8 protein-coding genes are annotated in these 13,895 nt (G+C 47.1%); 1 reads left to right on the top strand and 7 read right to left on the bottom strand.

Translation table 11 applies throughout. The features are described from left to right. Nucleotides 1-391: 391 nt before the first annotated feature. From clpB to polA, 6 genes are all read right to left on the bottom strand, one after another. The gene (gene clpB / locus QUB64_RS18505; RefSeq protein ID WP_333273315.1) at nt 392-3,007 is read right to left on the bottom strand and encodes an ATP-dependent chaperone ClpB; all 2,616 of its coding nucleotides are present in this window, start codon (nt 3,005-3,007) and stop codon (nt 392-394) included. An 810-nt stretch (nt 3,008-3,817) separates the two neighbouring features. Beyond that, the gene (locus QUB64_RS18500) at nt 3,818-5,533 is read right to left on the bottom strand and encodes a sensor histidine kinase (RefSeq protein WP_333273318.1); all 1,716 of its coding nucleotides are present in this window, start codon (nt 5,531-5,533) and stop codon (nt 3,818-3,820) included. A gap of 733 nt (nt 5,534-6,266) precedes the next feature. After that, nucleotides 6,267-6,791 (bottom strand): hypothetical protein, encoded by a 525-nt coding sequence (locus QUB64_RS18495; RefSeq protein WP_333273320.1) that lies wholly within the window; start codon nt 6,789-6,791, stop codon nt 6,267-6,269. Between the two features lie 593 nt (nt 6,792-7,384). Then, nucleotides 7,385-7,576 (bottom strand): hypothetical protein, encoded by a 192-nt coding sequence (locus tag QUB64_RS18490; protein WP_333273322.1) that lies wholly within the window; start codon nt 7,574-7,576, stop codon nt 7,385-7,387. Continuing rightward, nucleotides 7,573-8,145 carry a thermonuclease family protein gene (locus QUB64_RS18485; RefSeq protein WP_333273326.1) on the bottom strand — a complete coding sequence of 191 codons (573 nt, stop codon included), beginning with the start codon at nt 8,143-8,145 and terminating at the stop codon, nt 7,573-7,575. Before QUB64_RS18485 ends, QUB64_RS18490 begins: the two co-directional genes overlap by 4 nt. A gap of 12 nt (nt 8,146-8,157) precedes the next feature. Next, nucleotides 8,158-11,250 carry a DNA polymerase I gene (polA, locus tag QUB64_RS18480; protein WP_333273328.1) on the bottom strand — a complete coding sequence of 1,031 codons (3,093 nt, stop codon included), beginning with the start codon at nt 11,248-11,250 and terminating at the stop codon, nt 8,158-8,160. A 258-nt stretch (nt 11,251-11,508) separates the two neighbouring features. On the opposite strand from polA, the gene QUB64_RS18475 reads away from it, so the two are divergent. Then, a complete protein-coding gene (locus QUB64_RS18475; protein WP_333273330.1) occupies nt 11,509-12,816 on the top strand; it encodes a J domain-containing protein in 1,308 nt (435 codons plus the stop codon). A 278-nt stretch (nt 12,817-13,094) separates the two neighbouring features. Here QUB64_RS18475 and QUB64_RS18470 read toward each other — a convergent pair whose 3' ends face one another. Then, the gene (locus QUB64_RS18470) at nt 13,095-13,883 is read right to left on the bottom strand and encodes an amino acid ABC transporter ATP-binding protein (RefSeq protein WP_333273333.1); all 789 of its coding nucleotides are present in this window, start codon (nt 13,881-13,883) and stop codon (nt 13,095-13,097) included. Nucleotides 13,884-13,895: the final 12 nt, after the last annotated feature.

Genomic DNA, 13,895 nt, shown 5'->3' with positions numbered 1-13,895 from the left:
CCCAGAAACCGGGTTTCTTGCGAGATATCTCGTCACCCAACCTAAATTATCCGAGAAACCCGGTTTCTTAGCCTCGGCGTGATTCCCGGTTTCTTAGCCTTTGCATCATCCCCAGAAACCGGGTTTCTTCCCAGATCCTCGCCACTCAACGAAGATTATCTGAGAAACCCGGTTTCTTAGCCTCGGCGTGATTCCCGGTTTCTTAGCCTTAGCATCATCCCCAGAAACCGGGTTTCTTCCCAGATCCTCGCCACTCAACCTAAATTATCAGAGAAACCGGGTTTCTTAGCCTCAGCATCATCCCCAGAAACCGGGTTTCTTCCCAGATATCTCGTCACTCAACCAAGATTATCAGAGAAACCCGGTTTCTTAGCCTTCCCCGCAACTCCGATTATTTCGCAGTCACCAACTGCGCCGGTAGCCGCTTAAACGCCAACCTTTCATTCTCGATATCCACAAAAATGGTATCCCCGTCGGCAAAATCTCCCCGCAAAATACCTTTCGCCATTTGCGTTTCCAACTCGCGCTGGATTCCCCGCTTCAAAGGCCGCGCACCGTACACCGGATCGTAACCGATTTCTGCTAAGAAGTCGATCGCAGATTCCGACAATTTCAGAGACATTTTGCGATCGGCCAACCGTTTTTCCAAGCGCTTGACTTGCAACAACACGATTTGCCGCAATTCCGGCTTGCTCAAACCGTGGAAGATAATCATCTCATCAATCCGGTTCAAGAATTCCGGGCGGAAAGTTCCGCGCATCGCATCCATCACCCGACTACGCATCTGTTCGTTATCTCCCGCCACATCCAAAATGTATTGAGAGCCGACATTCGATGTCATAATAATCACAGAATTCTTAAAGTCTACCGTGTGACCTTGAGCGTCGGTAACGCGGCCGTCATCCAGAATTTGCAGCATGATGTTGAAGACATCCGGGTGCGCTTTCTCGATTTCATCGAATAGAATTACCGAATAGGGACGGCGGCGCACAGCCTCAGTTAATTGTCCGCCTTCGTCATAGCCGACGTATCCCGGAGGCGCACCGATTAAGCGCGAAACTGCGTGTTTCTCCATGTATTCCGACATATCAATGCGGACGATCGCCTCTTCGGTATCGAACAGGTATGATGCTAATGCTTTCGCCAACTCGGTTTTACCGACGCCTGTGGGGCCGAGGAAGATGAAACTCGCAACTGGACGGTTGGGATCGGCCAATCCCGCGCGCGATCGCTGAATTGCATCTGCAACCGCCGTCACCGCTTCATCTTGTCCGATTACGCGCTTGTGGAGTTCGTCTTCCAAGTGCAGGAGTTTCTGCATTTCCGATTCAACCAACTTGCTAATTGGGATTCCCGTCCACTTAGAAATAATCTCCGCAATGTCAGATTCCGTGACTTCTTCTCGCAGCAAAGTTTGACCTGTGGTTTGAGTTGCTGAAAGTTGAGCTTCTGCTTCTTGCAATTGTTTTTGCAATTGAGTTAAAGTGCCGTATTTCAACTCAGCAGCGCGGTTGAGGTCATATTTTAGCTCTGCTTGTTGAATTTCAATATTCACCTTGTCAATCTGTTCTTTAATCTTTTGAATGCTGCCGATGACACCTTTTTCCGATTGCCACTGAGCGTTCAAACCGCTTTGCTGTTCCTTGAGGTTTCCCAAGTCTTTTTCCAGTCTTTCCAAACGTTCGATCGAAGCCGCATTGCTTTCTTTTTGCAGGGAGAGTCTCTCCATTTCTAGCTGCAAGATTTTGCGATCGATTTCGTCTAGTTCTTCCGGTTTGGAAGTAATCTCCATTTTGAGTTTAGCCGCCGCTTCGTCCACTAAATCGATCGCCTTGTCGGGAAGGAAGCGATCGCTAATATAGCGAGTAGACAAAGTAGCCGCCGCCACTAGGGCGCTATCGGAGATTTTCACGCCGTGGTGCACTTCGTAGCGTTCCTTCAAACCGCGCAGAATCGAGACAGTATCTTCAACTGTCGGCTGATCGACATAAACTTGTTGAAAACGGCGTTCTAAAGCCGCATCTTTTTCGAGATACTTGCGGTATTCGTCGAGAGTTGTAGCGCCGATGCAGCGCAATTCGCCCCTCGCCAACATCGGTTTGAGCAAATTGCCAGCATCCATCGATCCTTGGCTGGCGCCAGCGCCGACAACGGTGTGAATTTCATCTATAAATAGGATGACTTTGCCGTTGCTGTCCATAACTTCTTTGAGCACGGCTTTCAAGCGTTCTTCAAATTCTCCCCGGAATTTTGCACCAGCAATTAACGCGCCCATATCTAAGCTAATTAGTTGTCTGTCTTTAAGAGATTGCGGCACATCTCCGGTGATAATTCGCTGGGCGAGTCCTTCGGCGATCGCAGTTTTGCCGACTCCCGGTTCCCCAATCAGTACGGGGTTGTTCTTGGTGCGGCGGCTCAAAATTTGAATTGTGCGGCGAATTTCGTCATCTCGTCCGATTACCGGATCGAGTTTGCCTTGACGCGCGGCTTCTGTCAAGTCTCGGCCGTATTTTTCCAGCGCTTCATATTTGCCTTCTGGATTTTGATCTGTCACTTTGTTGTTCCCCCGGACTTGGGCGATGATGTCTTTGAGTTTGGCTTCATCTAGTTTAAATTCTTGCAGTAGATTTTTGCCGAAGCGATCGTCCTTAACGTAACCCAGGATCAAATGCTCGATCGAGATAAATTCATCACCGTACTCTTTCCGATAAGCTTCAGCCCTGTCTAGCAGGGTGTCCAGGGAACGGCCGAGATAAACGTTGCCACCGCTTCCAGAGATTTTGGGCTGGCGGCTGATAAACTCATCAGTGCGATCGCGCAATTTTGCTACAGACACTTTCGCCTTGTTAAACAAGCTGCTAGCGAGTCCCGATTCTTGTTCCAGCAACGCTTTCATCAAATGTTCGCTTTCTAGCTGCTGCTGCTGAGCTGCTTTGACCACTTCTGGAGTGCGGGCTAGGGCTTCCCAGGCTTTTTCTGTAAATTGGTTCGGATTATTTGGTTGCATAAATTTTAATTCCCTGAATTCAAAAACATGACTGCTGTGAAGGCAATGGCTCGATCGCCCGTATAGTTGTCATTGTAGGGAGTTAAGGGCGATCGGGCGATCGGTGTTCCCGTATATTGAGATAGGTATTTCCGCCCTGTGTTTCAGCTTCTGGTTCAATTTCGGGCGATCGGCCATAAAGTCCAGCAATGATTAATTAATCAGAATAGAAGTAATATCATGTTCGGTAAATTAACCACAATATTTGTTGGGATTCACTTCACCAAAAATCTTTCATTCTCACCCACAATCTACATAAACCAGCCCCCACCAAACCACAAAAACTCGTGAAGCGCAGCTATCGCGTAGGGAATCGCACATTCCCAGAATTTTCTGCCTCCTGTCGATCCACCAATTATCAATTACGTAGGGGCGGGTTTACCAACCATATCCAACTCCCACCAACAATTTACATAAACCCGCCCCCACCCAACGAACAATCTTAACCTGCATTGTTTGCGTATTTTTTACATCAAAATTGATGCAGATTGTTCGTTGGGTTGGGCGGGTTTATAGATATTGTGGATGTAAATTAAGGATTGTTGGCTCACGGGCCCCTACAAATATTGTGGTTAATTTGCTGGACATGGTATTACCAATACAAATGGGTTTCAAGCCTCATCCTGCTAGGGGGAAATCAAACTGTTTCAATCCTCAGACTTTTAGCCAGAGGTAGCTGTCAACTGAAAACCGTCAACTGAAAACCCAGAAGCTATTAACTGTCAACTGTCAACTGACCACTGTCAACTGACAACTGACAACTGACAACTGTCAAGCCTGCATCACCACCCGTTCCGGGAGACTGACAATAAAAACTGAACCTTTACCGTCCTCACTTTCGACGCTAATTTCGCCGCCCAAAATTTGACACAAACGCTGGCTAATTGTCAATCCCAAGCCTGTACCTCCGTACTTCTTAGTAGTCGAAGCATCAGCTTGAGTAAAAGGTTTAAATATCTGCTCTAATTGCTCGTCTGTCATCCCAATCCCAGTATCGCTGACTCTAAAAATTAAAAATTTAGAACTGTAGTTTGAACCAGAGTTAACATCATTATTTTTATTTCTTTTCTTAGGTTTTGGCTTTTCATTTTTCACTTTTTCGATCTCGATAGTAATGACGCCTTTTTCGGTAAATTTGGCAGCATTGCTGAGCAAATTGAGGAGAATTTGCCGGACTTTCGGTTGGTCGGCGTACATCATGCCGAGTTCGCCTTTTGCTTGCAGCCTTAAAGCATTGCCTTTTTTCTCTACTAGCGGTTGAGCCGTAGTCATCACTTCTTCAATCATCGTCGCCACATCGAAGTGTTCCAAATAAAGCGTCACATGACCTGCTTCTATTTTAGAAATATCGAGGATATCGCTGATCATGTCGAGCAAATGTTTGCCTGCGGTTTGAATTTTTTCTAAGTCGGGGAGAAAGTCTTCGGAACCCGAATCTTGAGCATCTTCTTGCAGCATTTCGCTGTAGTTGATGATGGCGTTGAGGGGGGTACGCAGTTCGTGGCTCATGTTGGCGAGAAATGCACTTTTCGAGCGGTTGGCAGCTTCGGCTGCTATTTTTGCTTCCTGCAAGTCTTCTGTGTATTCGGCTACTCTTTGGATCAATTCGTTGATCGCAATTGCTAGCATTCCTACTTCGTCGGAGGTGGTAACGGGTACTTGCAGGTCAAAGTTCGATTCTTCTGACACTCGCTGGGCGATGAGGGTGGTGGCTTCTAACGGGCGGGCGATCGCCCTGCTGGTGTATATTGCAAGTAAGGTGGCGATAGCAACCGAGAGGAACAGAGAACAAACCAGAATCAGAGTGCCGAGTTGTTCTGCTTTCTCGTAGGTTCTAAATGCCTCGTCTGCTTTATCCCGAAAGCTGCTGGCTAGTTGGGCTGAATCCTGCGAAAACTGTTCGAGTTTAAAAGCGTTGCTCCCCGTGGCAAAATTATTCAAGTTCTGCTGGAATACCTGGCGCTGCTGCGGATTCAAACCAGATAACTTCGCATTCCCCAGCAGTTTCTGCACTTGTTGGAAGTAAGCTTCTATTGTTTTGCTGTTGGCTTTGGCGAACTCTTGAATCTCTTGGTAATCTGTTGCTACAGTGGAATTTGCAGTCGGCGGCTGGCTTTGCAGTTGTTCTAGCTGTCCGCTCATCTGAGCAACGCGAGTCAGAAAGTCCGATCGTTCGCGATCGAAAATTTGCGGTTTTGTCGTCAGATTCAGCAGTAATTGCTGGTTAATTCTGACTTCCTGGGCGGTATTATTCAGATTGGTCAGGATTTCGGCTTTATCTCGGTCGATCGCGAGTTTTTCTCTAACTTGCTGTTTCTGATAGGATTCTACTCCCCGTCCCGCCACAGCACCCAAAATGGCAATACCAACGACCAAGGCGTATCCGCAGCCAATTTTCTGCGTGATACCAAAGTGGCCCAACAGACTTTTCAAACCTATTTGAGGATGGTTCTGGGGTTGATTTTTCGAGGCTAAGGTTGAAGACATGGGCAATATACTCGTCACCCGGAGAGGCATTGTCTATATTCTAATTGATACCTGCCTGACGGTAAATAAAGTTCTGGCTTCCTGTACGATTTCGGCAGTTAGGGGGTCTTTGCAGGGTTCCACAGCTCTATCTCCTTGACAGTTTGAGGGAGTTATGGTTAACCAATTATAGCAGATGTTGAACGAAGAAGTCCGAGGGAAGTCGGAAGAAGGAATTCGTCAAGCGTGAAGTCGTCAAGCGTGAAGTCGTCCCTTCGACTTCGCGAGGGGGTGAAAAGAAGCAAGAAGCAATAAGCAAGAAGGAATTCGTCAAGCGTGAAGTCGGAAAAAGGAAAAAGGCAAAAGCATTCAGTTGACCTGTGACCGCTTGACCTGTGACTGCTTGAGGGCGACCTCTCCCGGTCAGTCCGAGGATTGGAGGAATGAATAGTCTGATTTTAATTTCTCCCTACAAGGGTTCCGGCTTTAAACCAATTCTTTCTGGTAAAAGCCCGGGTTTCAGCAATTAAGAACATATAAGTGGCGAGTTATAGCAATCAATACAGCGGTGAGGACATAAATAACCTCATGAATAGAGCCTATAGCCCATAGCATAAACGGTTTGATTTCCGTACTGTGCAACTGTCAACTGTCCACTGTCAACTGTCCACTGCTATATAAGTTGCAAGTTATGAGTGAGATTTTTGATTCAAGACTCAAGTTAACTTGCAACCCACAACCGATCGCTATTCCTCTACTGGCAAATGCGAAATTGTGCTATTTCAGCGGGAAGTTTTGAAGCATTAGGTACGCTCGCAGAGGCAGGAACGAAGATTCCCATGCCGAAACTGCAACCCTCTGCCTTCGTACATTCTCCAGGCTTGGCAGTGATTTGATATTCGCCTTGGGATGGCGGAGTAAAAGAGATTGATACCAGTTCGCCCGTCTTTTGACTCGCAGCGATTTCTTGGCCGCTGTTGGCATCCTTGAGCGTTAAGTTTAAATCCTGGCAATTTCCGTCGCAAGTCGCAACAAAAGTATACTCAGTATCTGGATGCAGCGTGGCTCTAAAAGGAGATGAAACTTGCTTGCGAACAGTCCCTATCAATGGCCAAAACACCAATTTTTGACCGTTGCTTTTCCGTTGATCGACTTCTGTTTTCAGGCGACAAGTAACAGTTTTTTGATCGTTGGTCAGTTCTTGAGCAATAGCATTTCCTACGATTGCAGTAGCCAGCAGCAGTGCAATACCGGAGATAGTCAGATGTTTGATATTCATTGATGTCCCCTCAAACTAATTTCTGGGTGATTGCAATAGACCGCTTTTCGCGGCAGTCTATTGATTTATCTGGAGCCTATCACATTTGTTGACTTTTCCCCAAAAAAAAGTCGCATCAAAATGCGATCGAACTCATGTCTGGGCTTAGATGAATCTGGAACCAGTCTATTTTAGATTTTAGATTTTAGATTTTAGATTTTAGATTTACTTGCAGCTCCGTGAATCTGGTACCGTGAACGGGAGTCTAAAATTTGGGGCTGTCCACGACTTAATTACGTGGCACAGTATCCGTTTTTTGGGCGGAACCAGCTATCGCCCAAACTCCACAGATTGCGGACATTACGAGCAGAACCTCGTCCTCGTTGTATTGTACTAAATTAGGATGTTCCCCATCGGTGTTTAGAAACGCAGTTTCGCAAATGTCCGCTCCGCGTTAGGAAATTCCTAATCAACAACATAATTTTGCTGATGTCAATATACAAATAGGTTGTTTTTTTTTGCCATAGCCTTTTTTCCAAAAAAATGAGTACACTGAAAGCTGTGTTACTAAGCTTTGAAGTTTGATTGCGTACCTCCAAAAACCCTCTGAACTACTATATACTATACAACAAATCTCCACACGCAAAAGTTAGTGATTCCTTCTTCCTTCTTCCCGATGACGGCAGAACTGATGGGTAATCGGCAATCAATGAAGAGTAATCGGGAATTCTATCCGTTACATCCGTTACATCCGTTACATCCGTTACATCCGCTACATAATCCGTTGCCGAACTTCTTCCCATCATTTATCGCTGTGCCGAAAATTCCAAGCTGGAACAAACTTAGAATCTCCCCAAACACCTCGGCGATTTTTCTTAGCTTCGGCTTCCGCTTGTTGCACAACACTTGCACTCGGACAGTTTTTCAAGTATGGAGTGTAAACCATTGCTAATCCTTCCCGGAGCAAAACTTCTTGGGCAAATGTGCCGTTTGGCAAGCGAACTTCGCTAATTTTGCGGCCGTAACGGTCAGTATCGGTGACTGTCAAAACGACGCGACCTCCCCCTTGTTTGACAAGCTGCTCCATTCTTTGCTCGGCTAGATTTCCCCACTTAAACTGATTTTTATCTGCTGCTTTTTGGCTGTTCTTTTCGGTGTTCTTGTGGGCAATTTCCGGTGCATCTATGCAAGCAAAACGTACTTTGATATCTTTCCCGGCGGCATCGCTGACGACAAGGGTATCGCCGTCGCTGACTCGTTTCACAGCATAATTGTTAGCCGGTAGCTTTTGGGGACAGCCGGAGAGTAGGAACAGCAGAACAACTGCACTCAAGCTGGTAATTTTAGGAGAAAGGACGATTTTATTTGGGCTCATTTTTCTATGGTGTTATTTAGTTTCCATCCAATTCTGCCCTGCGTGGATGTCAACTATCAGGGGTACGCTAAGCGGCAGAGCATTTTCCATCGCCGTTCTAATTTTCGGCTGCAATTCTTCCCATTCATCGGGAGGGACTTCAAAGATTAATTCGTCGTGAACTTGCAGCAAAAGTCGCGCCTGATAATCTTGCAAAATTTTGTGTACCTCAATCATGGCAAGTTTAATGATATCAGCACTTGAGCCTTGAATGGGAGCGTTGGCTGCTGCGCGCAAAGATTGGGCGTCATTTTTAGTGAGGGACTTAAGTAGGCTGGAGTGAATGTCTTCGGGGTTGCTGCCTTCTTTTTTTAAGTCGGTGAGTGTTTTGCTCTCGAAGTTGAGATAGCGGCGGCGGCCTAGGATAGTGGAAACGTAGCCTAGGGCGATCGCATCTTTTTTTACTTTTTCCAAATATTCAAAAACTTTACTGTAACGCTGGTTAAATCGTTCAATAAACTTTTTACCATCTGCGGACGATTTGCCCATCGATCGCCCAAACTTAATCGCCCCCATACCATAGATTACCCCAAAATTAATCGTCTTGCCAAACCGCCGTTCATCCGGCGTGACTTCCTCCTTTTCAAACAGCAGTTGAGCCGTCACGGTATGCACGTCGCGGTTATTTTGGTAAGCTTCGATTAACACAGGTTCTTGACTCAAATGAGCCAAAATTCGCAGTTCAATTTGAGAATAGTCCGCCGACACCATCAACCAACCAGACTCCGGCAAGAAAGCCTTGCGAATTTGCCGCGAAAACTCGGTGCGGATGGGAATATTTTGTAAATTGGGATTGGAAGAAGAAAGTCTGCCGGTACCCGTTGCAGCTTGGTTGAAATCTGTATGCACTCGCCCGGTATCCGCACGCACCAACTGCGGCAAAGCATCGACATAGGTTGATTTTAATTTGGATAAGGTTCGGTGTTCCAATAAATCGTCTACAATCGGGTGATATCCTTGCAATTTATCCAAAACAGCGGCATCTGTTGAGTATCCCGTCTTAGTTTTGCGAGACTTTTTCTCAAACTGTTCGGGGATTTTTTCTAACAAGATTTCGCTGAGTTGTTTTGGGGAACCTAAATTAAACTTTCTCCCCGCTGCTGCATAGGTATTTTCTTCGAGTTTGGCTAATTTTATTTCTAGCTCTTGGGAGAGGGTATTGAGATAAGCTGAATCAATGCGAATGCCGCAGTATTCCATTTCGGCTAAAACTGGTTCGAGGGGCTGTTCAACGTTCAGCAGTAACTCGTGCAAAGATTTTCCGGGAAAGCTACCTTCATCAGCTTTTTCCAATTTTGCTCTAAGTTTACCTACTAATTGAAATGTGGTGTGAACGTCCATGCCGCAGTAGTCAGCTACCTGGGGAATGCTGATGTCAGCAATTGTTTTGTTTTTCGGTACTAATTCGTTGTAACTTTTGGCGACAATGTTTAAGTTTATCCTTGACAATTCGCTGAGACTGTGGCTAGTTTCTGGGTTGAGTACGTAACTGGCTAGCATGGTGTCAAATACGACGGCGGTTAGTTTGATTCCCTGACAGCGCAGGATCAGGCGATCGAATTTAGCATTTTGCAGCGCTTTCGGATAATTCTCGCTTTCCAAAATCGGACGCAAAGCGTTTAAAACTGTGGCTTTATCCAAGTTTGTGCCCGTTTTGTGTCCCGTGGGAATGTAGGCTAAATCTTGTTCTCCGGTTCCCCAACAGCAGCCAATTCCGACTAATTCGGCGTCTCGCGGTTCTAAGGCTGTGGTTTCGGTATCCCACGCCACGGGTGAGGATTTGTCGGTGTGGGTTTGCAGCAGTTGGACTAATTGGTTTAACTGTTCGGTTGTTTGAATGATTCGCGGTTTAATCGGCAGTTTGTTTTCCTGCTGGGCGGCTTTGGTTTCTGCTGCACTAAAAAACCACAATTCGTCTGTTTCTGAATTTTCAGAAGTTTGATGTGATGTGGGGTGGGCATCTGGCCCGCCCTTTTCTGAGTCATTAATTGTGGAATTGGCATCTTTTTCACCCTTTTCTAAGGGTTCTGTTAAAGTGTTTTCAGGCGAGGCAGAGCCTCTGGATATGCGTTCCCCGGCAGAGCCAGGGAACGAGGGGGATTCATCAAGAAGAGTGCCGCCGAAACGCTTTTGAATTTGTTTGACTTTGGTTAAAAATGTTTTAAATTCTAATTTTTCCAGCATCGGAATCAATGCTGCTTCATCAAAACCTTTGAGCTGACAATCTTCTAAGTTGATATCTAAGGGAACTTCTTGGACAATTGTCGCCATTTTTTGAGAATGATAGGCGGCTTCCTTGCCTTCTTCTAGCTTTTTCTTAGTTGCGCCTTTAATCTCGTCGATCGCTGCATAGATGCCGTCGAGAGTATTGTAAGCTTCGAGCAATTGCAGGGCGGTTTTGTCGCCGATGCCTTTGACTCCGGGAATGTTGTCGGATTTGTCGCCGCAGAGGGCTTTGTAATCTATTACTTGTGCTGGCAAAATGCCGAGTTTGGCTTTGACTTCTTCCGGGCCGTATGCTTGGGATTTGCCTTTGCCCGATCGCCTGAGTTCATCCGTACTCAAGTATAGTACGCTGATGTTTTTCTCGGTTGCTACTAATTGAAACAAATCTCGATCGCCCGTGAGGATTTTAACCGCATAACCTGCGGCGCTGGCTTTGTTAGCCAAGGTTCCCAAAACATCATCGGCTTCGTAGCCCCCAGCCGTGACTGCTGGTAAATTGAGATAGCCCAGGAGTTCTTGCAGGTTTTTGAGATCGGGGATAAAATCTTCGGGGGTTTCGGCACGACCGGCTTTGTAGGTTTCGTCTGCTTCGTGGCGAAAAGTGGGCGTGGCGAGGTCAAAGGCGATCGCCATGTACTGGGGATCGTGGGCGGCCATGACTTCCAGCAGCGACTTGAGAAAGCCAAAACAGACGCTGGTGGGAATGCCTGTGGTAGTTCGCAAGCCTCCGTCTCGACTTTTGGCAAAGGCGAAGTAGGAACGAAAGGCCAGGGAGTGGCCGTCAACTAAGATGAAGGTAGGAGGTTGATTTTCCGGCACTGACACAGATTGCGATCGCACGAAACTATTTTTCCATTCTACCCAGTTGTCATCCCTGTTGAAAAACCGAACGCAACCGCAAAAAAGCTCTAAACCCTTATATAATAAATGATTCCCAATTCTTCAATCCCCAATCTCAAATCTCAAAATCTCAAATCTCAAATCGCTCGATCGGTTTAATGTGCAGCTTGGTCGAGAATGGTACAAGATAAGAAGTACGATTCCCTACGGGATAGCTTCGCTTCACGCACATTTACCAACACCTGCCGATCGAAGCTTATGGGTGACATTGACCGATGCTACGAAATCCTCGAAATTGAGCCGGGAGCTTCCTTAGAAGAAATTAAGCACGCTTACAGGGATTTAGCGTTTGTGTGGCATCCCGATCGGTTTGCTCACAACGATCGCCTGCAACAAAAAGCCCAACAAAGATTAACCGAAATCAATCAAGCTTACGACGAGTTGGTGTTGTTTCTGAGTCAGCCTCAACCGAAGTCCACCGACAAACAGTCTCAGCAGCCACCGCAACCACCACCGCCGGAAAAGCCGCCGGAAAAGCCCCTGAGAAGGCGTTCGGGAAAATCAGCCGGTAGAGTTGGTTCCCAGCGCACTCAAACCAGGCAAAAAGCCGCATCAAAAAAAACTCAAACTCAAAACAACCCGAAAAGCAAGAAACGATTGACAACTCAAAATCGCGAAGCGTCGCGGGGAAGAAAGCCATCCGGCGGCAGTGCGGCGAGGGAAGCGTGGCCATCTCCAAAATATCCATACCTTACCGCGAACCGGAAAAAAGAATTTCCGACTCAATACTCAAAACCGCGGCCATCTCAAAAATCTTCAATCTTCCCTTGGGGGCCACTGGCGATCGCTGTTGGGAGTTACGCTGTGACAGGCTACATTTTGACGAAATTTGAGGCCCCGATGTGGATGTTGACTTTAATCTGGGGTGCGGATTGGCTGTGGGCCGCGATTTTACTGGCTGAGGGTTCGGCAACGCCTAGAGTGTGGCTGGCCGCGTTAGTTTTGGCTGGGGCGGTGGGGGGGTCGATCGCCGGTTTTCAAGCCGGAGGAATCGTCACAGGGGCTGCTTGGGCGCTAGTTGGGGCTGGTCTGGGGGCGATCGCCAGTTCTGAGGCTCAGTCCCGGGCCGTGGCTGTGGTTTTGGCAGCAGCGGGAGTGCTGACAGTGGTGGGATTGATGGCTGGAACGGGTTCCGGGAATTGGCTCAAGGTGTTGCTGGAGGCGGTTTGTTGGGGGATTGTGGGCTTGATGTGCGGGCTGGCGGCGGAGGTAGGCGTGCATTCTAGTGGCCCCGTCGGGCTTGGAGGTGCGATCGGGCTGGGGATTGGCGCGTGGGCGGGGGCTTTGGCTGGGCATGGTTCGGGGGCGATCCCCCAAGCCTTGGCTATCGCGGGTTCTCACGCTGTTTATGGGGCTTGGGCTGCGATCGGGATTGTTGCGGGAGTTGTGGCGCGGATGGTAGCTGGGGAAAGGTCGATCGCGATCGGCGGGATCTACACGTTTATCCTGTTAGTCACGACTTCCGGTTTCGGGCTGTGGTTGGGAAATTGGTTGGTTAGTCATTAGTCATTAGTCATTAGTCATTAGTCATTAGTCATTAGTCATTAGTCATTAGTCATTAGTCATTAGTCATTTTACCCAGAGCGAAGTCGAAGGGTGGTCATTAGTTATTAGTCATTGGTCATTGGTCATTAGTTATTAGTTATTAGTCATTGGTCATTGGTCATTGGTCATTAGTAAAGCCACCACGAAAAAAATCAGACAACGGTTGAATATTACTGTCAAAATAAATACTCAAACCGTTATTCAAGGCAAGTTTAAAATATAGGCTTTAGACTCAAGAATTAATGCAAAATCTGTGAGAGAAATTTTTGTGTGCGCTCGTTAGAAGGATTGTTAAAAAACTTATCGGGAGTAGTATCTTCCACTAGCACACCATCAGCTAAAAAGATAATGCGATCGGCAACTTCACGGGCAAAACCAACTTCATGGGTAACGCAAACCATCGTCATCCCGCTATCCGCCAGACCTCGCATTACCTGCAACACTTCCTGCACCATTTCTGGATCGAGGGCTGAAGTCGGCTCATCAAACAGCATCACTTTTGGACGCATGGCTAGGGCGCGAGCGATCGCCACCCGCTGCTGTTGACCGCCCGACAACTGTCCGGGGTATTTGTTGGCTTGGTGAGCAATCCCGACTCGCTCCAGCAGTTCCATCCCCAACTTGTCAGCCTCTGATTTCGACATACCGCGCAAGTGGATCGGCGCTAGAGTAACATTACCCAAAATTGTCAAATGAGGAAACAGGTTAAATTGCTGAAACACCATCCCCACCTCGCGCCGCACCATCTCAATGTTTTTAGCATCGTGAGAAATCAGCGTGCCATCAATCTCAATGCTGCCTTTTTGGTACGGTTCTAACGCATTGAAAGTACGAATAAAGGTGGATTTGCCAGAACCGGATGGCCCCATCAGCACCACCACCTCACCTTTATTTACAGTCAAGCTGATTCCTTTGAGTACATGAAACCCATTGTCATAGGTTTTTTCGACATTTTTGGCGATGATGATTGGCTCTAAGCTATTGCTTAACTTCGTGGCTTGATTTGCTACAGATTTTGAGTCGTACATTTTAATACTTTC

It is taken from the genome of Microcoleus sp. Aus8_D2 (assembly GCF_036702665.1).
Taxonomy (GTDB): domain Bacteria; phylum Cyanobacteriota; class Cyanobacteriia; order Cyanobacteriales; family Microcoleaceae; genus Microcoleus.
This window is presented reverse-complemented; position numbering and strand designations above follow the sequence as displayed.

Coding starts and splice junctions, on each gene's coding strand:
- QUB64_RS18485 (WP_333273326.1), bottom strand. CDS start 8,145: ATGAGCCCAAATAAAATCGTCCTTTCTCCTAAAATTACCAGCTTGAGT.
- QUB64_RS18490 (WP_333273322.1), bottom strand. CDS start 7,576: ATGATGGGAAGAAGTTCGGCAACGGATTATGTAGCGGATGTAACGGAT.
- QUB64_RS18470 (WP_333273333.1), bottom strand. CDS start 13,883: ATGTACGACTCAAAATCTGTAGCAAATCAAGCCACGAAGTTAAGCAAT.
- clpB (WP_333273315.1), bottom strand. CDS start 3,007: ATGCAACCAAATAATCCGAACCAATTTACAGAAAAAGCCTGGGAAGCC.
- QUB64_RS18495 (WP_333273320.1), bottom strand. CDS start 6,791: ATGAATATCAAACATCTGACTATCTCCGGTATTGCACTGCTGCTGGCT.
- QUB64_RS18500 (WP_333273318.1), bottom strand. CDS start 5,533: ATGTCTTCAACCTTAGCCTCGAAAAATCAACCCCAGAACCATCCTCAA.
- QUB64_RS18475 (WP_333273330.1), top strand. CDS start 11,509: ATGGGTGACATTGACCGATGCTACGAAATCCTCGAAATTGAGCCGGGA.